Raw genomic sequence first — 25,296 nt, 5'->3', positions numbered from 1 at the left:
GCGCTTGGTCCACAACTCATTACGAGGACAAACGATTACGTTTCAATTCGAAACGAATTCGTTTGCGTTCACGTTTCGGTCGAGATCCACACGCCTACGCGATTACGACTTCACGTTGCCGTAAAGCGTTTCGGACATGACGAACGCCACCGTTTCGAGCTTCCCGTAGGCCTCGCGGATCATGCTCGGATCCGCTCCGGCATCGACCAGCCTGCGCAAATGCGTGCATGCCTCGAGCGCACCGGCCCGCATCTTTTCGTCAATCAGCTCGCCATATCCCTCGATCGCCTGCTCGGTCGTGAACAAGAGCGAGTCGACCATGTTGCGAAGCTCGGCCTCATCCCGTCGCTTGGCGTCGTCGTCTTTGAACTTCTCGGCCTCGTTGACGAGTTCATCCACTTGATCCTGAGACAGACCACTCGTCGCCTTGATCTCGACCCTTTGTTTTTGCTTCGTACCGAGATCCGTCGCCTCGACGCTCAAGATCCCATTTTCGTCGATGTTGAAGATGACTTCGATTTGAGGAACACCTCGCGGAGCAGGAGGAATTCCAGTCAATTCGAAACGGGCCAGACTCTGGCAATCCGCTGCCATCTCACGCTCGCCCTGAAGCACGTGGATGGGCACGAACGTTTGCAAGTTGCGGCTCGTCGTAAAGATCTCACTTCTCGATGTGGGGATCGTGGTGTTGCGCGGAATGAGCTTCGTCATCACGCCGCCACCGGTTTCCACACCGAGAGACAAAGGCGTCACGTCGAGCAAGAGGATGTCCTGACCCTGTCCCGACAACGCTGCTGCCTGGATCGCCGCTCCGACGGCAACGACTTCGTCCGGGTTGACCCCCTTGTGCGGATCGCGCCCAAACAACTTCTTGACCGCCTCTTGCACCGCCGGCATCCGCGTCATGCCTCCCACGAGCACCACGGTACTGACGTCCGATGCCTTGATGGCCGCATCACGAAGTACATCCTGACAAACATCGACGGTGCGCGTGATGAGATCCTGCGTGAGCGCTTCGAGCTCGCTCCGTTCGAGTGATCGCTCGAGATGAATGGGTCCGCCGCTCGCCCCGACCGCAACGAAGGGCAGGTTGATTTGCGTCTCCTGTGAGGAACTGAGCTCGTGCTTGGCCTTCTCCGCAGCTTCCTTGAGACGCTGCATGGCCATGCGGTCCTTGCGCAAGTCGACGCCGTGTTCGAGCTGAAACTCACCGACGAGCATGTCGATGATGCGCTGATCGAAGTCCTCGCCGCCGAGGTGCGTGTCGCCGCCCGTTGCCTTGACGTTGAACACGCCGCCGCTGATTTCGAGGATCGAGATGTCGAAGGTGCCTCCGCCGAGATCGTAGACGGCGATGGTTTCGGCCGTTTGTTTGTCGAGACCGTACGCGAGCGCCGCTGCCGTTGGCTCGTTGATGATGCGACGCACTTCGAGTCCCGCGATGCGGCCGGCATCTTTGGTGGCCTGACGTTGCGCATCGTCGAAGTAGGCGGGAACCGTGACGACCGCTTCGGTCACTGGCTCGCCGAGAAATCGTTCGGCGATCTCCTTCATCTGCGCGAGGATCATCGAGGAGACCTCGGGGGGCGAATGCGCCTTGCCCCGAAGCTCGACCCACGCGTCGCCGTTTTCCGCAGCCGAAATGGTGTACGAAACGAACGACGCCATGCGCTCGACGTCGGGCGAACCACGCTTGCGGCCCATCAGTCGTTTGACCGCGTATACGGTAGCTTGTGGGTTTGTCACGGCCTGCCGGCGCGCCACTTGGCCAACCATGCGCTCGCCGCTCGCAGCGAATGCGACGACGGATGGAGTCGTTCGCGCTCCCTCCGCGTTGGGGATCACCTTCACTTCGGCGGCCGAAGTTGCCCCCACGCCATCGACGACGGCCACGCACGAGTTCGTGGTGCCGAGGTCGATACCGACGATCTTACCCATGATGGGTGAGACGATATATCAAACCCGCGCAAGAAAACGGATCTTGCCGAGGTCCGCGGGGACGAACGAATCGCTCGGAGAGTGCGGCGTCAGTTCGCGGCGGAGCTGCCCGCGGGAGCGCCCTTCGAGACGACGACCATCGCGGCGCGAACGAGATGATCGCCCATGCGGTAGCCCGGTTGCACGTCGTAAAGGACGACGCCTGCGGGATGGTCCGCCGATTCCATGTGCTGGATGGCTTCGTGCAGCGATGGATCGAACGGCTGCCCAACCGCGTTGATGCGCTGGACGCCCATTTTTTCCAAGGTATCCAGGAACTGCTTCAGCACGATGCGCAGCCCGTCGGCGACGGCCTTGGCATCACCCGTGCCTTCGGCGTGCGTGATCGCCCGCTCGAAATTGTCGAACACGGGCAACAGATCTTTCACCGTCGTTTCTTTTCCACGCTTGTGCGCGTCGTCGATCTCGCGACGCGTGCGTTTGCGGAAGTTGTCGAAGTCAGCCGCGGTGCGCAGGAGTTGATCGCGCAATTTGGCGACTTCGGCGAGCGCGCTTGCGTAGCGCTCTTCAGGAGTGGGCTCGGCGGGCGCGGCTTCGCCCGGTGCGGACGGTTCGCTTGGGGCCGCTTCGCCATCGGCAGAGTTCTGGGTCGTATCAGGCTCGGACATCGCGGGCGCACTATAACCTTCCAAGATCACCTGGCAACGGGCGGCCCCCCGGAAGATTCGAAGTTTGCGCGGGGCAAAGTAGACGGGCGGATGTTTGCGCCGCGCAGGCCACCGGCGTAGATCCGCTCGCATGCACACTGCACCTGCCTATGGCGCCGACAGCGCCATCGCCGAGATGCTCGAGCGCGAAGATCTCGAAAAAATCGGTGAAACCCGCCTCATTGGCAACTATCGACAAGCCCCCTTCGTCCTCGAACGCGGGCGCGGCTGCGAAGTTTGGGACACCGAGGGGCGCAGGTACCTGGACTTCTGTGCGGGCGTGGCGGTGTGCTCGCTGGGTCACGCGCATCCGCGCTTGGTCACGGCCATCGCGAATCAGGCTGCGCGGCTGATGCACGTGTCGAACTACTTCTACAATGCCGAGAACATCCGGCTCGCCGACGAGCTTTGCCGGCGTTCGGGCATGGACCGCGCCTTTTTCTGCAATTCGGGCGCGGAGGCAAACGAAGCGATGCTGAAACTCGCGCGGCGCTGGTTTTTCACAAAAAACCAACCGCAACGCTACCGCATCATCGCCTTCGACAACGCCTTCCACGGTCGAACGATGGGGGCCGTTGCGCTGACGGGTACGCCCAAGTACCGCGAAGGTTTCGGCCCGCCGCTCGAAGGTGTGACGCACGTGCCTTACGGCAACATCGATGCCGTACGTGCAGCGATGGGCCCCGACGTCGCCGCGATTTTCGTCGAGCCCGTGCAGGGCGAAGGTGGCGTCATTCCTCCTCCGCCAGGCTTCTTGGCTGCCCTGCGCGCGCTGTGTGACGAGCATGGTGCGCTTTTGTGTCTCGACGAAGTGCAAACGGGTATCGGCCGCACGGGGACGTTTCTCGGATGCGAACACGATGGCGTGAAAGGTGATCTCGTTGCGCTCGCCAAAGGTTTGGGTGGTGGGTTTCCCATCGGCGCGCTGCTCGTGCGTGAAGAGTTGCAGAGTGCTCTGTCGCCAGGCACGCACGGTTCGACGTTCGGCGGCAACGCGCTCGCATCGGTCGCAGCGCGTACGGTGCTCGCGGTGCTCGATGAAGAGCGGCTCATCGAAGGCGCAGTGACCAAGGGCAAGCGTCTCGCCGATGGTTTGTCCGCGATCGCGGCGAAGTACCCCAACGCATGCGCCGGCCAGCGAGGTCGCGGATTGCTTCAAGGGTTGCGGCTTGCTCCGGGCATCGACGGTCGCACGGCGCTGGCAAAAGTTCGCGCGCGAGGTTTGCTGCTCACGGTTGCCGGCGCGAACACGCTGCGCTTCACGCCTCCGCTGGTCGCGAAGGAACACGAGATCGATGAAGCGCTCGCGATGACGGATGCAGCGATGGCCGAGGTAGCTTCGTGATGAAACGAGACTTTGCTTGCCTCGAGGATCTCGGCGACGGCGGGATTCTTTCCATCCTCGAACGATCGGCTTTTTTTGCGCGTGTGCGCGGCACGGCCGAGCACCCGAAGCCTTTGGCCGGACATGCCACGGCGTTGCTCTTCGACAAACCCTCGACGCGTACGCGGTTGTCGCTCGAAGTCGCCACGTTCGAGCTCGGCGGGCATCCGATCATCGTCACGCCGGACTCTTCGCAGATGGGTCGCGGTGAACCGACGGAAGACACCGCTCGCGTGCTTGGCCGCATGGTTTCTGCGGTGACGTACAGGACGAGCACCTCGGCACGGTTTGCCGCGATGGCACGTGCTTGCGTCGTGCCCGTGCTGAACGCGCTGACCGACGATGCGCATCCGATGCAAGTGCTCGCCGACCTGATGACGGTGCAGCAAGCGCGCGGAACGCTGTCGGGGCTGCGCATCGCGTGGGTGGGTGACGCGAGCAACGTGGCGCGATCGTGGATCGAAGCTGCAGGGCTGCTCGGGCTGGAGATGGTGCTGGCGACGCCGCCTGCATTTGCTCCGCCGCCGGATGAAGTGGCGAAGGCGAACGGTCGCGGCGCAAAGATCACGGTGACGGATGATGCGCAGCTCGCCGCACGAGGTGCCGATGTACTGGCGACCGACGTGTGGATCAGCATGGGTCAAGAGAATGAACGAGCAACTCGGCTCGAGGCGCTTGGTCGATACAAGGTGAACGCGGAGCTCGTGGCGCTCGCGTCACCCGAAGTCGTGGTGCTGCATTGCTTGCCCGCGCATCGCGGAGAAGAGATCGAAGCGGACGTATTGGAAGGGCCGCGCAGCTTCGTGTGGGAAGCGGTCGAGGCGCGTTTGCACACGAGCAAAGCGCTGCTCGAGTGGGCGTCGTTGGGACCTGGATTCGGGCACGCGCCATCCCTTTTGACGGCTCCGCGCAAGCCGGCGCATTGAGGCAACGCTTTTGCGTCCCGCTGGACCCGTCGCCGATCCCGTTCCCTGCTCCGGATGCAGCAAGCTGCTCGATCCGCTGCGTTGCGGACACGTCTCGATCTTCGACAACAAGTTTCATTTCTTTTGTGATCGAAGGGTTTGTCGTTCCAATTTTCTCGGTGACCGGCCTGGTGAGCCCACGGAGCAGCGTTCGCCCACGCCGCTCGGTGTGTTCGCTCCGCGCAGCGCCGCATCGACCGAACCGAATGCCCTTCGAGTTGGTCTCGACGCACCCATCGTGCCCTTTCACGAACCGGCATCGATCGAAGCGACTCTCCCCGAGCCGCCAGCTTTGGGTGACGATCGCACGCTCGTCGAGCCCATTGGTCGACCGATACTGACGGGCGAGCCGGAGAAGCTCGACCCACCGGATCAGGCCGACATCGGCGCGCTGCTGCTCGTGATCGCGACCATCGCCGGCATCCTCGCCGTCGTCCTGGCGCTTGCGGGTCACACGAGGCTCGTGCTGGCGGCGCGCATCGTGCTTGCCGGTGTTGGTGCGGGAATGCTCGTTGGACGCGCTGCAACGACGCCGCGCGACCCGGCGGATCCGCATCCCGCGCCGCTTCTGGCAACGTCGATCGCGTCGCTCGTGGTCGCTGCGTGGTCGGCGTTTCACCCCGATCGAGCGCTTGGATCCGAAGCTGCGTCGCTTGCGGGCATCATCGTCACGGCGACGTCGATCGGTGCGTGGATTCTCGAAAGTGCGCGACGTGAAAGTGCCGCCGAGCGGGACTTCGTTGCCATGTCGCTCGCGCTGCCTGGCCGACGCGCTCCCGACGACAACGCAGCCACCGAGATCAAGCCGAAGGTCTTCGACATCAGGCCCGGTGAACAGATCCTCGTCGAACGCGGTGAAGTCGTTCCGGTGGATCTCGTCGTCACGTCCGGCGACATCGACGTGTATCCGTGGCTCGGCGCGACGACGCCCGTACGCAAGCGTCCAGGTGATTCGGTCGTTGCAGGTGCAACGGTCGTTCGCGGCCGCCTTCGCGGTACGTGCACGTTTGTCGGGAACGACCGCGCGTTTGCCCGCGTGCTGCTCGATCCTCGTCGCCGTGCCGACGCACTCGCGCCCATCGCACGTGCGTCGCGTGCGATCGCGGAACGTTGGGCCCTGGCGACCGCCGCCATCGGTGCGCTCTCTGCATTCATCGCCGGCGGGCGAACGGCGATCGAGATCGCGATGACCGCCATCGGCGTGCATGGCGCGCTCGCCTCCGTCGTGCTCGCGTGCATCAGCAGCTTGCACGTCGTTCGCGGCATCTTGCTCGCGCAGCGTCGAGGCATCTCCTACAAGAGCGAGGGCGCGTGGGATCGCGCGGCGAAAGCAAACGTCGCCGTGTTCTGCGCGCGCGGCACGCTCTTGCTTGGCGAACCCGAGCTCGCCGAGCTCGAAGCGATTGGCGACAAACACGAACCGCTCGATGTTCTATCGCTCGCGGCTGGTGCAGAACGCGGCGCGGAACATCCCATCGCGCGCGCGATCGTTCGAGCCGCAATGACTCGGTCCGTCCGGCCAGACGGCGTGCGCAACGCGCATCATGTGCCTGGCCTCGGCGTGACGGCCGTGGCGTCATCGGGTGAAGACTTGTGCGTGGGAGGTCGCGCGCTCTTGCTTGCCAACCGCATCTCGATCGCCGCAGCCGAGCAGCGCGTTACCGAGCTCGAAGCGCTCGGACGAACCGTCGTTCTCGTCGCCGTTGGCACGCGTCTCGTCGGCATGCTCGGGTTGCAGGACGGATTTCGACCTGGTGCGCGCGCCGCAGTGCAGCACTTGATCGATGCGCAGATCGAGCCCGTGATCATGTCCGGCGATGCGCGCGAAACGTGCGAAGCGATCGCTCGTTCCCTCGACGTCGATCACATTCGTCCCGAGATCCTGCCCGCCGATCGCGCCGCCGAAGTTCGCCGTCTCGTCGATGCAGGCATGTCCGTTGCCGTCGTGGGACACACGAGCAGCGACGAGTCGGCGCTCGGTGCTGCCGAAGTTGCCGTCGCGCTCGATGCCGCAGGCTCACCTTCGGGCGATCTCTCCATCGCACTCGCATCCGACGACGTACGTGATGCCTCGCTCGCCCTCGCCCTCGCCCATCGCTCGCGCCTCGATGCGCGCGTGGGGCTGGCGATCGCAGCGGTCCCTGCCCTCATTGGAGCGATGGCCGTCGCCTTTGGCCTCTTGCCGCCTGCATATGCTCCGCTTGCTTCCCTGCTCGGAGGTGCCATGGCTGTTTTGCACGTGCGCGCCATTCACCGCACGCGAGAATCCCCTGCAACACGGGGCAATCCGCTTTTCGGCGAGCACGCCGCCCCTTGACGCCGGCAAACTCTGTCGGGATAACTGACGTACGGTAAGGTCAGGTGGCGGCATGGGCACCAGCGGGAGGAACGTCACCGTGACGGAAGACAAGGTAGCCATCGATCGGCTGCGGGCGAGGCTGCAAACCTACATGCTGAAGAAGGGCCTGCGCTCGACGGCCCAGCGTCGCCTCATCGTCGACACGTTCTTCGAAATCGCGTCGCACACGACCATCGAAGACCTGCTCAGCGAAGTCCGCACGCGCGACAAAGGCATCGGCTACGCCACGGTCTACCGAACACTCAAGCTGCTCGCGGAATGCGGCGTCGCATCGGAACGCCGCTTCGGTGATGGCCTGAGCCGCTACGAATTGGCCGACGATGCATCGGCACATCACGACCATCTGATCTGCGTTTCGTGCGGCATGATCATCGAGTTCGAGGAGCCGCGCATCGAGTCGCTGCAAGACGAGATCGCCGCCAGGTACGGCTTTCACGTCACGTCGCACAAGCACGAGATGTACGGCACGTGCGCGAAGTGTTCGGCGTCGGGTTCGTCTTGAGAAACCCGCGTCACTCGCCGACTTGCGCCACGTAACTCACGCGCGCGATCGGATCGTAGAGCGGATTGAGCGGCTGGGTCGGCGGAGCGACGAGCCCCGCGAACGGCGTGTTGTCGAGGACGACGTAATACAGACCTGGGGGCAGGTTGAAACGGCGCGTCTGCGTCGGACCCGGCGCAGCCGGCGCGCCTCCAACCACCGGACCTGGCGGCGGTCCAAGAGGTTGCCCCGTTTGATAAAGTTCGCGCCACGAATCACCGACGCGTTTGTCCACGATCATCACATCGACCGTCGGCCCCTGCACGGTCATCGTCATGTACAGCGATTGTCCTGACGAAACCTCGAACGGCCCCAGGTAATCGCGCTGATTGCCATGCACGTCCACGCTCTCGTTGGCGAACGTGTATCGCTGTTCATCCGTCACGCGGAACGGTTTTACCGGCCTCCCCGGAGGCAAAAGAATGCCGAGCGTGAAGTCGTTGCCGCGATCTTCGTTCGCGACGACCGTGAAGCCTCGCGTCAGCTCGCTCGTGAGAACTTGGTTGCCGAAGAAGTTCGCGAGTGTCCCGAACGGAGGAATGTTCGTCGCAACGTTGAAGGCTGCATTTTCGATGTAGCCGACACGAAAATCCGGGCCTTGGAGAATCCGGTTCAACTTTCCAAAGACATAGATGTCGTCGCCGGAAATCTGAAAGTCCGGACGGAGCTCCACCATCGCCGTACACGAGAAGCCCACGCGCTTGGCTGGCGTGATGTAGCCGTACCCCGTGCCCGAAAACGACACGACCACCGTTTGCGCGGCGTCGTCCACCGTGTGGCTACATGTCGTCGGGAAGAATCGCCCGATGGATGGCGAGCGAGCTTCGAGCTTCAGTGGCACGCCCACTTTCAACATTTCCGGACACATCCGACTCGCGCCGAAGTTCGAAAAAAGCCACCAGCGCAACTGCGGGTTCGCATTCACCACCGACTCGGTGCACGGGCACCCAACCAGCACGAACGAGAACACGATCACGAGGAGCATCAGAAATGCGCCCGCTGATGTTTGGGGCTTGTTGGGGCGCCGAAGACGACGCGCGAACGAAGAGCGGCCAATACGTCGAAGCACGGAGATCACCATAGCGAAGTAGGACGTTCCGTGCGCCTCAAACCTGCGACGGAAGTGAGCCCGGCGGGTCACAAGGTCGCCGCTTATTGGTTCAGACGCGGACGGATTTGACCCGAAAGCCCGATTCGCATAAAACCCCTAAGGTGGGCGGAGGTAGCACACACACACCGGCAGGGACGCACCTATGAGTGACCTGACGAACCGCTCTCGCAAGATACTCCTCGCCGTCGTCACGGAGTTCATCGCGACCGGCACGGCCGTTGGAAGTCGTACGTTGGCCAAGAAGTATGGCCTCGACCTCTCTGCCGCTTCCGTGCGCAACGTCCTCGCGGACCTCGAAGAAGCCGGTTACCTGCGGCAGCCTCATACGTCGGCCGGGCGAATACCCACCGATCGGGCGCTGCGTCTCTTCGTCGATACGCTCGTTCAGGCGCGGGCGTTGACGCCCGAGGAGCAAGCGAAGCTCGGTAAACGCTTCAGCGAAATCTACGCGGTGGCGACCGATCCGATGCGCGAAGCGGGACGTTATCTATCGGAGTTGTCGGGTACGGCTGCCGTCGTAGCGGCTCCACGCAAAGAGCTTCGCGCGCTCTCGCAGCTCCGCTTCATTCCCACGCGGCCCAAGCAACTGCTCGCGGTGCTCGTTTTCGCCGACGGATCGGTCGAAAACAGGTTCGTTTCGGTGGAAGAGAGTCCTGGCGAATCAGAGCTCACGCGCATTCACAATCTGCTCGCCGACGTGATCGAAGGTCGATCGCTCGGCGAGGTACGCGACCTGTTTGCCCGCAGGCTCACGGACGAACGCATCGCTCTCGACACGTTGCGTCGCCGCGCGTTCGAGCTTGGCAGTGCCGCCACCGCAGACGTGCAAGGCGGAAGCGATGTCGTGATCGAAGGGCAAGGCCGGCTGCTCGACCTACCCGAATACACGGACCCCGCGCGCTTGAAGAAACTCGTCCGCACGCTGTCCGATCGCGCCGATCTTCTCGAGCTGCTCGACAAGGTGATTGCTGCAGGTGCCGTGACCGTGTTCGTGGGCAGTGAAGCTGGAGAAATCGGTGGCGGTGATCTGAGCTTGGTCGTCGCTCCGTACACGGAGCACGGGCGCGTCGCAGGCACGGTTGGTGTGCTCGGACCAACCCGCATGGACTACGCGAAGGTCTTGCCGCTCGTCGATGCAACGGCCGCGGCCATGAGCGAAGCGCTCACGGGTGCCAAACGTTCGTCATGACGAACGAAGCTGCGCGAGCACGGTTTCAAAATCTTTCGGCGGGGGCTCTTCGAACACCACCACTTCATTCGTTCGAGGGTGAACGAAGCCGAGCTCCTTGGCATGCAGCATCAAACGCGGTGCGGCGATGAGCGGTCCCGGGTATTTCCGCACGTACACCGTTTCACCGACGATCGGATGCCCTGCTTCGGACAAGTGAATGCGGATCTGATGCGTGCGCCCCGTTTCCAGTCGGCACGCTACGAGTGTTGCTCCGCGAAGTCGCTCGATGGGCTCGACGTGCGTCACGGCGAGTTGTCCTTCCATCGCTCGTTCGTCTTCTCGCAACGACCCTCGAAGACCATCACCACGGTTGACCACGAGGCGTGATCGAAACGTCCTCTTGGCGACGTCGCCGTGTGCGATCGCGAGGTAGACGCGGCGCATCGAGTGATCTCGAAGCTGGTTGCCGAGATGTTTTTTCGCAGCGAACGATCGGGCGAACACCAAGAGCCCGCTCGTGGCTTTGTCGAGTCGCTGCACGACGCCAAGCGGAGCTCGACCGCGGATGTGATCGCGTTTGGCAAGCACGTCGCGCACGATGGCATCGAGCGTGCGTTCGCGTTCAGCGGGTGGCTCGTCGCCAAACGGTACGGTGGAGATGCCGGCGGGTTTGCGCACGACGACGACCGATGCGTCGACGTACGCGATGAGCTCGTCGGAAGCTTCGGCGACGCGAGCGGCTTTTGCAGATGGTGCACGAGGGTGCCGCGTGATGACTGCGCCCGCTGCAACGTGCTTCGTCCCGTCTGTCCACTGCACGCCGCGGACGGCGATCTTGCCAGACGCGATCCACTTTCTCGCGACCGACCAAGGCACATCTGCGAGCGTTCGGACGACAGCGTCGAGCGCGCGTCCGCCGAGATCCTCGGGCACGATCCACGAGGCATCGGAAGCGCCGAGTGGTGCCTTTTCCTTTGCGGGTGATGGGTGGGCCGACGGGGGTTTGGCAGGCGGTGTTTTTGATCGCTTGTGGGACATGGGCGGAGTGAATCCGAACGGGAAAGCACGCAACCGTCCTGGCTGCCTTGCCGCGCATTCGAATCTTACGGCGGTGAATTTCCCTCGCAGCCGCTCCTTGCGCTATGATGCGCTCGCTTTTCGGAGCGCGGATCGCGAACGATCCGGAAACGGACCGGAGAATGTACCGGCCGCAAAATTCGTTCGTGTTTGTTGACACCGTAAGCGCGCCAGAACGAAGATAGCGCGACCGATCGCCCAAGCGGCGAAACCACCCAGAGGAGACCATTCAGTGGCCACCACCATCCTCGCCGTCGACGACAGCGTGACCATGCGCAAGGTCCTCGAGATCACGTTTGCGGGTCCCGAGTTTCGCTGTATCGCGGTCCCTGGGCCCGATGCTGCCCTCGACAAACTCAAGAGCGACAAACCTGCGGTCGTCATTGCCGATGTGACGCTCGAGGGCAAAAACGGCTACGACCTTTGCAAGGCGATCAAACAAGCATCTCCATCGACGCCCGTCCTCATCTTGTCGTCGAAGCAGAACCCCTACGATTCGGCCAAGGGTTCCGCGGCTTCTGCCGACGACTACATGGACAAGCCCTTCGACAGCACGCAGATGCTCGAGAAGGTCAGGAAGCTCTTGGCCTCGCCGTCGAAGTCCGCAGAGACGCCGAAAGCACCCGAGACGCCGAAGGTGGTGCACGCGCCGGCGATGACCCCCAAACCTGCGGCTCAACCGCAGATTGCCGCTGCAAGTCCGGCAGGTGCCGCGCCGCAGCGTGCAAAGACGATGCTGTACAACCCGCAAGGGGTGAACACGCAAGCCCCGGCAGCCGCCGCCAAACCCGAAGCGGCCAAACCCGCAGCAGCAGCCGTCGCGGCCGCCGCAGCAGCTCCCGTGAACGGGCAGATGACCGCGCAACTCGAAGCGATGGGTCTCACGCCGGCGCAAGTCGAAGGCGTCCTCGCGCTCTCGCGCGATGTCATCGAACGCGTCGTGTGGGAGGTCGTTCCGGTCCTCGCCGAAACGCTCATCAAAGAAGAAATCGCTCGCCTCACGAAGTGACGTGACGCGGTAACTTCGCAAGCTCCGCATCCACCACATCATCCAATTCCTTCGTCGAAAACGGCGACTCGCGCGCTGCAGTCAAGAGCTCGCGTGCGTGCTCCGTCGTGCCAATACGTGCTTCGATCTTCGCTTGCGCGATCATCGCTTTGACCGCCAAAAGACTCGCCGCGTTTCCACGATGGAGCGCTTCGTACGCATCTGCCGCGTCTCGATCGAAGCCTGCTTTCTCCAGCGTCTGTCCCATGGTCAAAAGCACAGGGCCGGGCAAGTCTCCGACGCGTTTTTCTGCTCGAAGTTCGCGGAACAACGACATTGCAGCTTCGTCTTGTTTTTCCCGGATATAGAGCTGTAGCAGTCGACCGTGAGCGGTGATTTCTCGATCGGGCTGACCTGCGGCTTTTGCGGCGCGGAGCGTTTCGAGCTGCACATCAATGTTCGATGGAGATTCCGCGTACAACTTATCAAGTAACTCCAGGGCCTCGACGGGGCGACCTTGGGTCACGAGGTCCGATGCTTCGACGATGCGTGGATCTTGCTTTACGGTGATCTTTTCTTCGATGGCCGTGTCGAGTTTTTTCTCGAGCCCGGTTTGTCGCAATACGAGCGCTGTGGCGACGCCGAAAAGAAATCCGCCAATGTGTGCAGCGTGGGCAACGAGCCCCGGTTTGGCGAAGTAATAATAAAAAACTTCCAAAGCAAACCACAGCGGCATCATCACGTACGCGCGAGCGGTGAAAAACACGGGGCGGAGCCGGAAAACCATCATGAAGCGAATACGCGTTTTCGCATAGACGACGAGAAATGCGCCCATGGCGCCGGCGACCGCACCGGACGCACCGATGCGCGGGACATCGGGCAAACCGCCCCAAAACAGTTCTGCAAGGGCGGCAGCAATGCCTGCGGCAAAATAGAATGGCGCATAGACCGCGCGCCCCCAGCGGTCTTCCAGGTTCACGCCGCAAAGCCACAAGAACCACATATTGAAGAGCAGATGCAGCCAATCACCGTGCAGAAACTGATGCGTTACGATTTGAAGCCCGTCCCCTCGCCCCGGAACGTATCCATATTTGTATTTGGGGCGATCGTGGGCGGTCTTCTGGTATGCCGCGCCGAGGCCATCGAAATGGGCTTGTTCTTTTTGGCGATCCTCTTCGGAATCCGGGACTTGCTTGGGTTTGTCGACGCGCGGCCGCGATCCGCGCTCGTATCCGATGATTTTGTCGAGCGGCGCGTTCACCTTCAGATATGGATGCGTGGCGTGATATAAAAATGCTTCCTTCAGCGCTCGGTCGGTCGCGTGCCGATTTGCTTGCTCCAAGGGCGACACGATGCCGTGAACGACGAGGCACGTCACGACGATGGCGATCGTGACGAATGGCCACCGCCTATGTCCCATGTGTTCGTGCGCGATCGGAATGATCATGTCTCGAGTCCCGACGGCTACAAAGAAGCGAACCGGCATGATACATCGAACGGCCGGATGAGTGCGATAGGGACGGTGACGATTTTCATGCTCACGCACGCGGCATCTTGACAAACCACGCTGCTTCATGAATTGCTGCGTGCTCGTCGCTCTCCACTTCACGAGGAGTCGCCATGCTTTCTCGACCCGATCCCACGTTTTATCCCTCCCCTCGCATGGCCATGGATGCGCCGCGCGAGCGAGTTGCGTACGTCGCGGCGCCCGATGCCAATGCGGTCCTCGGCCGACCCAATCCGGTGCGTGATGCGCTTTGCACCGTGGACCTCGATCCAAAGTCGCCCACGTACAGTCAAATCATCGCCACCGCCGAAGTGCCGAACTTTGGCGACGAGCTTCACCATTCGGGTTGGAATGCGTGTAGCGCAGCGTTGTGTCCTTACGCGCCACATCCGCACGTCGAGCGGCGGTATTTGCTGCTACCTGCGCTTCGTTCGTCGCGCATTTACGTGTTCGACACGAAGCCGGATCCGCGCAGCCCGAAGCTCGTGCGGACGATCGAAGCCGAAGAAATCGCGTCGCGTACGGGCTATTCTCGCCCGCACACGCTGCATTGTGGTCCCAATGGGATTTACGTTTCGGCATTGGGAAACCCGGCGGGAGATGGCCCGGGGGGCATTTTCCTGCTCGATTGCGACAGCTTGGATGTACTGGGCCGCTGGGAAATCGACCGCGGGCCGCAATATTTGCATTACGACTTTTGGTGGCATTTGGGCCACGACACGCTCATTTCGAGCGAATGGGGAACGCCGAAGATGATCGAGGACGGCGTCAATCCCGAACTCTTGCTGGGCCGCAAATATGGCCATTGTTTGCATGTGTGGGACTTGCGGCGCCGCAAGCACGTGCAGGCGCTCGACATTGGCGACGAAAATCAAATGGCGCTCGAATTGCGTCCGGCGCACGATCCCACCAAAGCGTATGGATTCATGGGCGTCGTCATCAGCGTCGTGGATCTTTCCGCTTCGGTTTGGTTGTGGTATCGCGAGGGCGACAAGTGGGCTGTAAAAAAGGTCATTACGATCCCCGCCGAACCAGCCGACAAAGACATTCTCCCGCCACTACTGAAAGGGTTTGGCGCGGTACCGCCGCTCGTGACGGACATCAATTTGTCGCTCGACGACCGATTCCTTTACGTTTCGTGTTGGGGGACGGGCGAGCTGCGGCAATACGACGTTTCGAATCCGCACGATCCGAAGCTCGTGGGGTCGGTGCATATTGGTGGGATTGCTCGGCGCGCGTCGCATCCGCGGTCGAATGGGCCGCTGACAGGGGCGCCGCAGATGGTCGAAGTGAGCCGTGATGGGCGCCGGATCTACTTCACGAGCGGTCTTTATACGACGTGGGACGAACAGTTTTACCCCGATGGCCTGAAGGGTTGGATGGTCAAAGTGGACGTCCAGGAAGGTGGCGGAATGTCAATGGATCCGGACTTTTTCGTCGATTTCGGGCCGCGGCGAGCTCATCAGGTGCGCCTCGAGGGTGGTGACGCTTCTTCGGATTCATTCTGTTACCCGTGAACAGTAGCGTTTGGCCGTGGGCGACACTTGCCCTGCTCGGGGCATATCACGGGCTCAGTCCCGGGATGGGGTGGCTTTTTGCCGTCGCGCTCGGTTTGCAAGAAAAAACCGGCAAAGCGGTCGTGCGAGCGCTTTTTCCGATTGCAGTGGGCCATGCCGTCTCGGTTGGGCTCGTCGTGGGGCTTCTCGCGGCGGGCAAAGCGTCGATTCCACTGGCGGTGCTTCCGTGGATCACGGCGGCGCTGCTCGTGGGATTCGGCGTTTACAAACTGGTTCGACCTCGGCATCCAAACTGGGTCGGGATGAAGGTGAATGCGCGGGATCTCGTCATTTGGTCTTTCTTGATGGCGACGGCGCACGGCGCGGGCTTGATGCTTTTGCCCGTGTTTCTTCTTGGTGAAGACAATCCCGCGCTTTGCCATGGCGAAGCGTGTCACAATGCGGCGGGGCTTTCTTTGTCGAGCCCGGCGGGCTACTTGGCGGCCATTTCTCTCCACACCTTCGCAATGCTCGTCGTCTCGGCGCTCGTCGCGCTCGTCGTGTATTACAAGGTTGGCCTGGCAATCTTGCGTCGCGCGTGGTTCGACCTCGACCGAGTCTGGGCGGGCGCTCTGATCCTCGCGGGCGTGCTGGGCCTCTTGCTCTAGAACGCCACTCTCCTTGGCATAAGGCAAATCGGGGGGTATGGGGGGCCGAGCCTCGCCGTGCTTTTGCGCAGCAAAAGCACCGGGAGGCGAGCCTCGGCCCCCCCATCGTAAACAAGCCTCGCGAAGCGCGCGTCCCACGCGCGCGAAGCGAGCGTGCAACTCCAGACCCGGTACCAAATTGTCCTCGTCGAGTGCCGTTCGTTGTGGCAATCTCCGCCGCGTTATGAGCACCGCTGAACTTGCGAAAGCCTACGAGCCCAAGGACGTCGAGCCGCGTTGGTACGAATTTTGGTTGGAAAACGCCGTATTTGCCGCCCATGACGAACCTGACGGCAAGCGCCCGACGTACGTCCTGCCCATGCCTCCGCCGAATGTCACGGGTTCATTGCACATGGGCCACGCGCTCACGGTGGCGCTCGAAGATGTCCTCACGCGTTGGCATCGGATGCGTGGATACAACACGCTTTGGCTTCCGGGCATCGATCATGCGGGCATTGCGACGCAGACGGTGGTCGAGCGGCAGCTCAAACGTGAAGGCAAGAGTCGTCACGACCTTGGGCGTGAAGCATTCATCGAGCGAGTGTGGCAGTGGAAGGCCGAAAGCGGCGGGCGCATTACGCTTCAGCAGCGAGTGCTCGGGGCGAGCCCCGATTGGGCGCGTACCAAGTTCACCTTGGATCCCGACTTGTGCGTCGCGGTGCGCGAAGCATTCGTTCGTCTTTACGAACAGGGTTTGATTTATCGCGACACGCGCCTCGTGCATTGGGATTGCGAAGCGCAAACGGTGTTATCGAACTTGGAAGTGGAAAACGAAGACGCCAATGGCGAGCTTTTTGAATTTGCTTATCCGGTTTCGGGTGGCGAAGGCGAGCTCGTGGTGGCGACGACGCGTCCGGAGACGATGCTGGGTGATACCGCCGTCGCGGTGCATCCGGACGACGAGCGGTACAAGCATTTGCATGGAAAGCGGCTGCAGCATCCGTTTTTGGATCGCACGATTCCCATCATCACGGACGCCATTTTGGTGGATCCCAAGTTCGGCACGGGCGCGGTGAAAGTGACGCCGGCGCACGATTTCAATGATCACGAGACCGGCAAACGGCACAAGCTGCAAATGATCTCGATCATGAACAAGGACGGGACGCTCAACGCCGAGGCCGGTCCGTTTGCTGGAATGGAACGATTCGTGGCGCGCAAAGCCGTCAAAAAGGCGCTCGAAGAAAAAGGCCTCGTGCGCGGATCGAAGAACCATCAGCTCGTGTTGCCGCGCAGCCAGCGGAATGGTTCGATCGTGGAACCGATCATTTCCACGCAATGGTTCGTCGCAATGAAACCATTGGCAGGCCCGGCGCTCGCTGCGGTTCGGCATGGTCATACGAAGATCATCCCCGAGGATTGGACGAAGACGTACGAGCACTGGATGACGAACATCCTCGATTGGTGCATTTCTCGGCAGCTTTGGTGGGGTCATCGCATTCCGGCATTCCATTGCAGCGTTTGCAGTCACATCACGGTCTCGCGCGAGGATCCTTCCGAATGCGAAAAGTGTCATTCGAAAGAAATCAAACAAGACGAAGACGTGCTCGATACGTGGTTTTCGAGTGGCCTGTGGCCATTTTCGACGCTCGGATGGCCCGAGGATACGCCGGCTTTGCGGACGTTTTACCCGGCGAGCGACATGGAGACGGGGTACGACATTCTGTTTTTCTGGGTCGCTCGAATGATGATGATGGGCATTCATTTCATGGGTGAACCGCCCTTCAAGCGCATTTTGCTGCACGGAATGGTCGTCGACGAAACGGGCGACAAGATGAGCAAAGTGAAGGGCAACGTGATCGACCCGCTGGATTTGATTCACGGCGCGAGTTTCGATTCGGTCGTGGAAAAAGCGCTGCCCGGAGCGCCGCGCGACGAAGCGCTGAAGAAGTTCAAGAAAGCATATCCATCGGCGGCGCAAATGGGCGCAGGGTTTTCCGCCTATGGAGCGGATGCATTGCGATACACGCTTTGCACGTATTCGCCGCAAGCGAGGCGCATACCGCTGTCGCCAAAGAAAATCGAAGGGTACCGCAATTTCTGCAACAAGATCTGGAACGCCACGCGATACGCACTTCCGTACCTCGAAGGCGCGAAGGTCACGAATGCGGCCCCCGCAGCGACGACCTTGACGAATCGGTGGATCTTGTCACGGCTGCATACGGCGCTCGATGCGGCACACCGGGGCTTCGATGAATTCCGGCTCGATGACGCAGCACTTGCCCTGTATCACTTTTTCTGGGGCGAGCTTTGCGATTGGTATTTGGAGCTGACAAAACCGGTGCTCAATCCGTCGGCGGGCGCGACGCCTGGTCCGGAGCAAGAGGAAACGAAGCATGTGCTCGCGTACGTGATGGAAACGGCGATGCGCGCGCTGCATCCATTGATTCCGTTCATCACGGAGGAATTGTGGCAAAGGCTGCCGCGGGCCGAAGGAGCGCCGAAGTCGATTGTGATTGCTGCGTATCCGCAATCGTCGGCGGCGCCTTTCGATGCGGATGCCGAGCGGGACATGGCGGTCTTGCAATCGGTGATATCGGCCGCGCGGAGCATTCGGAGCGAGCACGAAGTGCATCCGGGAGCGGAAGTGCCTTTGCTATTGCGTGCCGAAGGCGAGCGGCTTTTGCGGCTGCTTGCGGCGGAGAGCCGAGCCATTCGGACGCTCGTGAAAACGGCTGGAGACGTGGCCATCGAGGCGCGTGGAGGCGCGCGTCCGAAGGGGTCGGTGATGGGCGTTGCGTCGGGCGTGGACGTGCTCGTGGATTTGCGCGGGCTCGTGGAAGGCGCGAAGGAAGCGGCGCGAATCGAGCGTGAAATCAAGAAGTGCGAAAAGGACATTGCTGCGCTCGAGAAGAAGCTTTCTTTGCCGAGTTTCGCGGAGAAGGCGCCGCCGGAGGTGGTTGCTGAATCGCGCACGCAGCTCGAGGAATTGCGCAAAAAGCGCGCGGGGCTCGAGGAAGCAAAGGGTTTGTCGGCGGAATTGGGGTGACCCCCATCCTTCCCACAACCAATCGTAATCATCCCTCCGATTGCAGCACCTCGCACATGGCAGCATCGTCGCGCGCGCGATGCGTATGAAATGTTCGGGATGGTGCTGGCGCTGCCGACAGCAAAGAACGCTTGACCACAATCAAAAATTCGCTCTATTCTTTTGAAGTAAGAGCATTCCGTCGTGCTGCCAACGTCACCGACAAGGAGAGTCATTGTGCCCGTACGCCGCGTCCATCGAGCTTTGCTGGCCACGTTGACCGCGTCTGCCGCCCTTTTCGCTGCGGCGCCCGATGCAAGCGCTCAGGCGTATCGTGAGGGTCCGCCGCCGCAGCATCGTATTGTATATCGCGACCTCACGCTCTTTCGCTGGAACCCGCTCGGCCTCATTTCGGATGCCCGCATTACGTACCGTTATCGATTGTATAAAAGTGAAAAACTCGCGTTTCGCGACAACTTCATCGCGCTCGGCGTGGCGCCCGCGCTGAGCGGCGCGTTTCTTCGAGGTGGGCCGACGATTGAAATCCAGCCTGCGAGCTTCTTGCAGCTCTGGGGCATCTACGAATACATCGGCTATTTCGGCGCATTCAATTTCTTGCAATCGTATCCCACCGCGGATGCGACGCGGGTCAATTATTCCGACACCGAGCTCGAACGGCGCGGCGAACTGCCGAAAGGCGACCCCGCCAAGAATTATTCGACGTTCGGCAGCCAATTCATCTTCGGCGCCAATCTGCAATTCAAATTCGGACCGGTCGTCGTGCGCGATCAGTTTCGCTTCGGCCGGCCGAAAATGTCCCTCCGAAAAGGGGATCGCGTCTTCTACGACATCTTTTACGACTTGCTCACGGGCAATGACGGCTTTTGGATGACGAACGACGCCGATCTGCTTTTTCAGGCGCTCGACAGCCGCCTCACGCTCGGTATTCGTTATACGATGGGACGAGCGTTTTACGAGGACTACCATTTCGCGCCGGGTGACGACCAGGCCAATGCGCCGGGATCGATTCATCGCGCGGGTCCCATCGCTGCGTGGACGTTCAAAAAGCCCGACGGAGCATCCCTCGAACCGACGGTTTTGCTCGTCATGAATTGGTGGCTGAAATCCCCGTATCGCACGGGGCAAGACGTTTCTCAGGCCGTGCCGTACATCGTCGCTGCACTCAACATCACGGGTGATCTTTTGCCCGAAAAGAAAAAGGCCGATGTGCAATCGACGCCCGAAAAGGCCCCGCCCGCGAATACGCCCTAGGAGCCGGCTCCCTCGGCAGAAGCCACAGCGAGGCGCGCTCGGCTGCATAGCCCCCGGCAGCCGCACCGACGCCACCGCAATAACCCCAAAAACCCTCTTTCTCATGGCCTGGTGCTCATGCTATGACGACGTCACCATGCACGTCGTCATCACTGGGGCAAACCGTGGCATTGGGCTCGAATTCGTTCGCCAGTACCTCGAACGCGGCAATCGAGTGGACGCAGGCGTACGCCATCCCGAATCCGCGCGCGAATTGTCGGCGCTCGCGGCGGGCGCGGGCGGCAGACTTCGCATTTTGCCATGCGACATCGCGGATGACTCGAGCGTCAAGGCCTTCGCCGAAGCCATCGGCAATGACACTTCAGTCGACTTGCTCGTCAACAATGCGGGCATTTTTGGAAGTCGCCAGGCATTCGTGGACATGGATTTTGATGACCTGGCTCGGACGATTACGACGAATGCCATTGGAACATTACGCGTCACCATGGCATTTTTGCCTCATCTGCGTCGAGGCTCGGCGCGAAAAATCGTGATATTGTCGAGTAAAGTGGGCTCCATCGAGAACGACACGAGCAGTGATTTTTATGGCTATCGTATGAGCAAGGCTGCTTTGAACATCGCCTGTAAAAATTTGGCTATCGATCTTCGCTCAGAAGGTTTTACCGTGCTCATCGTCCACCCGGGGTGGGTGCAAACGGCCATGGGAGGTCCCTACGCGCCAACCCACGTCGAAGAATCGGTTGCGGGAATGATTGCGCAAATCGATCGCCGCGGCCCAGCCGACTCGGGCACCTTCTTCGACTTTGCAGGCAACGCAATTCCGTGGTGATACGTTCGCGTCCTGGATGACACCTTGGTGTTTCGAGTAGCCTTTTCCGAACAAGTGACGATGTCACTCGGCGTATTCAATGAGCGCACCGAGAACCGGTTTTACGCGCCCCACCACAACATTTCGTGCACGCGCATCTCGCCGCCAATGCTCACGATGACGCGCAGTTTGTCCCCTTCGGTTTCCACGATATGCGCGGGAAACGCATCGGCCGGGTAAAACGCACTTTTGACGAATCCATTTGCATCCAGCCAAAAAAGGTGCACGCCTTCGGGCGTCGGGCCGTGCATCAAAAGCATTCGCCCACCGCCGAGCCACACGAAGTCCAAGCTCTTGAACGACAACTCCGCAAAGCGCTCGGGCGACGGAAAGTCGTCCCCCACGCTGCGCAATTCCGGCAAATGCGCCCGCAAATGCTTGTAAAGCAGGTCGTACCGCACCTTCGTCAATTTCGGCATACGCCTGTCGGGAGGTGCAATCACGGATAGCGCCTTCGCATCGAACGTGGGCACTTCGACGTGCGTCCGGTACCTATCCCCCAATCGATTTTCACCGATCTCCGCGTCCGACAGAGCCTTCAGCCACCACGAAAATATTGCCAAATCGCCCGTTCCCGCTGCCGATTCGAGCCGCACGACCGATTCCCATAGCGGCCTACGCAGCCGCCAAACCCCGCCGTGGTTTTTCACGACGCACGCGCCTACATAGATGGCTCCATGCGTCACGAATTGCAGCAGAAAGGGTGGTTCGTTCGGAGATGGTTTTTCGAGCCAACGGTCGCGTTTTTCCTTGGTGATTTTTGCGCCCAAGAGGTGCACCGACGCGTCCGAACGGTCGAGCACGAGGTCTTTCGCATCGAGCGCTTTGGGCGCGAGATGCGCAAAGACGTCCGCGATTTCATCGAGCTTTTGCAGAATGTGCGGATTGTTTCCCGGATTGGCGTCTTCGTTTCGAGCCTTGTCCAGGTCGAATCTTACGTCGGCCGGGTAATGAGGTTGGAAGACCTGCGTGAACAGCCGTTCGGCGGTGAGTTTGTCGCCCATGGGAGTTTGTCTTGGCGAAAATTCGCAATCAGAACATCTTCTTGCGTTTGGACGACGGCAAAATGCCGAGCATCTCGCGGTATTTCGCCACCGTGCGCCGCGCGATCCGAATGCCGTCCTGGTCTTCGAGGATCTTGACGATGGCTTGATCGCTGAGCGGATTGTTCTTGTCTTCGGCGGCGATGATTTTCTTGATCGCCTGCTTGACACTCTCCGATGCGATGTCTTCGTCCGCCACGCGCTGGATCGACGAGTTGAAGAAGTACTTGAGCTCGAAGAGGCCCTGCGGCGTGTGCACGTACTTGTTCGACGTGACGCGTGAAATCGTCGACTCGTGCATCCCGACGGCTTCGGCGATGTCACGCAGGATCATGGGTTTCAAGTGCGCAACGCCGCGCTCGAGAAAATCTTTCTGCTTTTCGACGATGCATTCGGTCACTTTGATGATGGTGCGCCTTCGCTGTTCGATGGCGCGTATGAGCCACTGCGCGCTCCGCAACTTCTCGCTGATGAATTCTTTCGCCTTCGGATCCTTCAGCATCCGCTGCGCGAGATTTTCGTTGATGAAGAGCCGCTGCAGCCCCTTGTCGTTGTCCGTGACGACCCACTGCTCGTGATCCTTGAACACGTAGACGTCGGGCGTGATGGCAATCGTCTTGTCGTCGACCTCGGCAAAGTTGCGCGCGGGAACGCTTTCGAGCTTCTGGATTTCTTGCACCGCGTCGCACACTTCGTCGGTGCTGATCTTCAGTGCTTTGGCGATGGCACCAAAGTTACGCCGCTCGACGTTGTGCAAGTGGTCTTTGATGATGGCCTGCTCGATTTCGTCGTAACCGAGCACTTCGGCTTGCACCCGCAGACACTCACCGAGATCACGCGCCGCAACGCCGATGGGATCGAAACGCTGGATCATGGCCAAGACAAACGGGGCATCTTCGGGGTCGAGACCCGCTTCTGTTGCAAGGTCTTCGATCGTGAGGTCCGGTCGTTTGGTCCCGTCTGGGTTTTCCCCGCCCGAGAGATCGAGGTAGCCACGGTCGTCCAGATTGCCGATGACGAGCTCGGCGAACATGCGCTCGTTGTCGACGAAGTCACTCATCTGGAGCTGGAACGAGAGATGCTCTCGCAGGCTCGTGCTCCGCGACAGGTTCTGTTCGATGGGAGGCAGTTCTTCGAAGCCCGAGCGCTGCCCAGGGGGAACTTGCTGGAGCTGTCGGTTTTCGAGGAACTGCTCCCAGTCGACCTCTTTGACCCGTTTTTCCGTGTCACGTGCGGCCAGATCCGTATCGGAATGCTCCGCAATCCGCTCGTTCCTTGCCCCATCGACGTTCGACGTATCACGCGTACCGTTGACGGTTTCGCGTGAGCTCGTCGTATCGGCACCCCCGTCGTCCGCTAGGAGCGGGTTGCCGTCGAGCTCTTTGCGGATTTCCTCGACCAGTTCGAGGCGAGACAGCTGCAAGAGCCGAATCGCCTGCACCAGCTGTGGTGTCATCACCAACTGCTGGGACAGCTTGAACTGGAGTTTCATCTCCATGCCCATCGACAGCTCCCTACCGGGTCGAACACGACCTGCGCCGGCGCGTTTGCCGGAGCAAATGGCAGGTTTTTGACAACCTGGGTGCCCGACTCCGCATCCACACTAGCACCGAAAGTGCTTCGGCCCGAGTCTTGCTTTCAAGTCTTGGTACGAAAAGTCGCTCGGCTGGCGTCAAGCTTGAAAGTCACGGATTGTGTTCCGAAGCACGTCCGTCCAGGGAACACAAAATTAAGGTGGGGTTGGGATTTGAAGCCGGGCCTGGGTTTTGGGACTTGGCGCGCGATTCGAACTCGGGGGGTTTGGGGGGGCCGAGCCTCGCCGTGCTTTTGCGCAAGCAAAAGCACCGGGAGGCGAGCCTCGGACCCCCAACGTGAACCAAACCTCGCGAAGCGCGCGTCCCACGCGCGCGAAGCGAGCGTCCAAGTCAGGGCACGGCTTCCACCTTGTTCATCAAGCCCTGCCGCGTCTCATGAGCGGAGCGCTGCGGCGATGCGTCGTGATCCGTCGGCTCGGCGCCTTGACGATGGGACGAGCGCTTCGCGTGCCGGGTGATCGAGATGCGAATGCCGCTTCGACGAGTCGGTCGAATGGATACGGCTTGACGAGCACGTGGCTGATGCTGCTCGGGTCGACAGTCGGCACGGGTTTTTCGGAACAAACGATGACGCGTGCGTCGGAAGTCACCTTCTCGACGATGCGCTCGATGACCTGCGCAGGATTCAGCGAATCCGCGTGCACGTCAATGATGACGACATCGTAGGTTCGTCTTTCCAACTGCGCGAGGGCATCGTCGATCGTCGCGGATTTCGTGACTCGAGCACCTCGGTTTGCGAGTAAAAGCGCGGTAGCTTCGCGCATGAGATCTTCTTCGTCGAGAAGCAGGATGTTCGATACGTTCATCATGGCGGAGGCGCACCTTGCAGAGCGCGTGCCTGCCTCGATCGCGCGTCGATGTTCGGTGACGGTGCTCACGGGAACTACGTTGTTACCCTGGTAAATCGGGCAATTGTCCATGCATGTGGTCGTCGGTTTGGCCCCGCGTCTGTACCCGAACGATGCTCGCAAGGTTTCGTCGGCGGGCAAAACGGACACCGAAACGAGGACGTCGGTGTCCGTGGACGCCGAAGCGACGTCACGTGCGCGCTTTGTTCCCACGACACTGCGTCGCGAACGTGGAAAGAGCGCCGACCAGCATGTCGTGTCAGTGGGGGCATGAGGCGTCGCGAAAATTCAAAAATACCGCGGCTTTCCAGCGTTCATCGAGCGTGGACGGCATGGATCGAAACGTGCACCTGGGCCGGAGCCAACGGCCTGCTCGGACGGACTCGAGGCAAGCCCGGAAGCTTGCGCGTGGGAATGTTACGGGCGCGTAGGAATTCGGACAAACCCACGCGCAACCAGCGTTCGAAGGCCCGTCAGCGATCCGACCCCGGGGGGGTATGGGGGGGCCGAGCCTCGCCATCGTAAACAAAACTCTCGCGAAGCGCGCGTCCCACGTGCGCTACGCGAGCGTCCAAATCCAGACCCACTATTAAAACGGTGCACGAGGAGGGAGTTGAACCCTCATGCCTCTCGGCGCCGGAACCTAAACCCGGTGCGTATGCCAGTTCCGCCACTCGTGCGTGCGGGCCGGATGCTAGCAGCCCCCGCCAGCCTTTGCACCTCATGCTGGAGCCTCCCCCCCGTACCAAAAGTT

Annotated in this window: 19 protein-coding genes and 1 tRNA gene; 11 read left to right on the top strand and 9 right to left on the bottom strand. The window is 61.0% G+C overall.

All coding sequences use genetic code 11. From position 1 onward, the window contains the following. Positions 1–102 precede the first annotated feature (102 nt). Both dnaK and IPM54_24605 read right to left on the bottom strand, forming a co-directional pair. Entirely contained in the window at positions 103–1,938 is a 1,836-nt protein-coding gene (gene dnaK / locus IPM54_24610; GenBank protein MBK9262973.1) for a molecular chaperone DnaK, read from the bottom strand. An 89-nt stretch (positions 1,939–2,027) separates the two neighbouring features. After that, positions 2,028–2,606, bottom strand: coding sequence for a nucleotide exchange factor GrpE (locus IPM54_24605; protein ID MBK9262972.1), 579 nt, complete (start codon positions 2,604–2,606; stop codon positions 2,028–2,030). A 130-nt stretch (positions 2,607–2,736) separates the two neighbouring features. On the opposite strand from IPM54_24605, the gene IPM54_24600 reads away from it, so the two are divergent. Genes IPM54_24600 through IPM54_24585 form a run of 4 tightly spaced genes read left to right on the top strand, consistent with a single transcriptional unit; the run spans position 2,737 to position 7,855 of the window. Beyond that, complete coding sequence (locus IPM54_24600; protein ID MBK9262971.1) at positions 2,737–3,990, top strand: aspartate aminotransferase family protein; 1,254 nt, start codon at positions 2,737–2,739, stop codon at positions 3,988–3,990. After that, the gene (argF, locus tag IPM54_24595) at positions 3,990–4,955 is read left to right on the top strand and encodes an ornithine carbamoyltransferase (protein ID MBK9262970.1); all 966 of its coding nucleotides are present in this window, start codon (positions 3,990–3,992) and stop codon (positions 4,953–4,955) included. The genes IPM54_24600 and argF overlap by 1 nt, the downstream gene beginning before the upstream one ends. 10 nt (positions 4,956–4,965) lie before the next feature. Then, entirely contained in the window at positions 4,966–7,311 is a 2,346-nt protein-coding gene (locus tag IPM54_24590; GenBank protein MBK9262969.1) for a cation-translocating P-type ATPase, read from the top strand. Positions 7,312–7,363: 52 nt separating this feature from the next. Continuing rightward, on the top strand, positions 7,364–7,855 hold the full coding sequence (locus IPM54_24585; protein ID MBK9262968.1) for a transcriptional repressor: 492 nt from the start codon (positions 7,364–7,366) through the stop codon (positions 7,853–7,855). A 10-nt stretch (positions 7,856–7,865) separates the two neighbouring features. On the opposite strand, the gene IPM54_24580 is transcribed toward IPM54_24585, so the two are convergent. Further along, the gene (locus IPM54_24580; protein MBK9262967.1) at positions 7,866–8,879 is read right to left on the bottom strand and encodes a hypothetical protein; all 1,014 of its coding nucleotides are present in this window, start codon (positions 8,877–8,879) and stop codon (positions 7,866–7,868) included. Between the two features lie 268 nt (positions 8,880–9,147). Here IPM54_24580 and hrcA point away from each other — a divergent pair, with 268 nt between their 5' ends. After that, the gene (gene hrcA, locus IPM54_24575; GenBank protein MBK9262966.1) at positions 9,148–10,194 is read left to right on the top strand and encodes a heat-inducible transcription repressor HrcA; all 1,047 of its coding nucleotides are present in this window, start codon (positions 9,148–9,150) and stop codon (positions 10,192–10,194) included. Here the strand turns inward: hrcA and IPM54_24570 are convergent. Then, entirely contained in the window at positions 10,189–11,214 is a 1,026-nt protein-coding gene (locus IPM54_24570; protein ID MBK9262965.1) for an RluA family pseudouridine synthase, read from the bottom strand. The two genes, hrcA and IPM54_24570, sit on opposite strands and share 6 nt — an antisense overlap. A gap of 271 nt (positions 11,215–11,485) precedes the next feature. Between IPM54_24570 and IPM54_24565 the strand changes: the two genes are divergently transcribed. Continuing rightward, positions 11,486–12,262, top strand: a complete 777-nt coding sequence (locus tag IPM54_24565) for a response regulator (protein ID MBK9262964.1) — start codon at positions 11,486–11,488, stop codon at positions 12,260–12,262. Here the strand turns inward: IPM54_24565 and IPM54_24560 are convergent. Next, a complete protein-coding gene (locus IPM54_24560; protein MBK9262963.1) occupies positions 12,252–13,688 on the bottom strand; it encodes a rhomboid family intramembrane serine protease in 1,437 nt (478 codons plus the stop codon). The genes IPM54_24565 and IPM54_24560 overlap by 11 nt on opposite strands. A gap of 173 nt (positions 13,689–13,861) precedes the next feature. Here IPM54_24560 and IPM54_24555 point away from each other — a divergent pair, with 173 nt between their 5' ends. From IPM54_24555 to IPM54_24535, 5 genes are all read left to right on the top strand, one after another. Continuing rightward, on the top strand, positions 13,862–15,265 hold the full coding sequence (locus tag IPM54_24555) for a selenium-binding family protein (GenBank protein ID MBK9262962.1): 1,404 nt from the start codon (positions 13,862–13,864) through the stop codon (positions 15,263–15,265). Then, a complete protein-coding gene (locus IPM54_24550) occupies positions 15,262–15,912 on the top strand; it encodes a hypothetical protein (protein MBK9262961.1) in 651 nt (216 codons plus the stop codon). Before IPM54_24555 ends, IPM54_24550 begins: the two co-directional genes overlap by 4 nt. 223 nt (positions 15,913–16,135) lie before the next feature. Next, positions 16,136–18,937 carry a valine--tRNA ligase gene (locus IPM54_24545; protein ID MBK9262960.1) on the top strand — a complete coding sequence of 934 codons (2,802 nt, stop codon included), beginning with the start codon at positions 16,136–16,138 and terminating at the stop codon, positions 18,935–18,937. 216 nt (positions 18,938–19,153) lie between these two features. Then, positions 19,154–20,188 (top strand): hypothetical protein, encoded by a 1,035-nt coding sequence (locus IPM54_24540; GenBank protein ID MBK9262959.1) that lies wholly within the window; start codon positions 19,154–19,156, stop codon positions 20,186–20,188. Positions 20,189–20,324: 136 nt separating this feature from the next. After that, positions 20,325–21,017, top strand: a complete 693-nt coding sequence (locus IPM54_24535; GenBank protein ID MBK9262958.1) for an SDR family oxidoreductase — start codon at positions 20,325–20,327, stop codon at positions 21,015–21,017. A 101-nt stretch (positions 21,018–21,118) separates the two neighbouring features. Here IPM54_24535 and IPM54_24530 read toward each other — a convergent pair whose 3' ends face one another. The 4 genes from IPM54_24530 to IPM54_24515 form a co-directional block, all read right to left on the bottom strand. Further along, positions 21,119–22,060 (bottom strand): hypothetical protein, encoded by a 942-nt coding sequence (locus IPM54_24530; protein MBK9262957.1) that lies wholly within the window; start codon positions 22,058–22,060, stop codon positions 21,119–21,121. A 28-nt stretch (positions 22,061–22,088) separates the two neighbouring features. Beyond that, entirely contained in the window at positions 22,089–23,603 is a 1,515-nt protein-coding gene (gene rpoN, locus IPM54_24525) for an RNA polymerase factor sigma-54 (GenBank protein MBK9262956.1), read from the bottom strand. Between the two features lie 447 nt (positions 23,604–24,050). Continuing rightward, positions 24,051–24,755 carry a response regulator gene (locus tag IPM54_24520; protein ID MBK9262955.1) on the bottom strand — a complete coding sequence of 235 codons (705 nt, stop codon included), beginning with the start codon at positions 24,753–24,755 and terminating at the stop codon, positions 24,051–24,053. Positions 24,756–25,140: 385 nt separating this feature from the next. Further along, positions 25,141–25,222: transfer RNA gene (locus IPM54_24515), tRNA-Leu, on the bottom strand. Positions 25,223–25,296 lie beyond the last annotated feature (74 nt).

The sequence above is a fragment of the Polyangiaceae bacterium genome, assembly GCA_016715885.1.
GTDB lineage: Bacteria > Myxococcota_A > Polyangia > Polyangiales > Polyangiaceae > Polyangium.
Note: the sequence above shows the minus strand (reverse complement) of the source record. Positions and strands in the feature narration are given on the sequence as shown.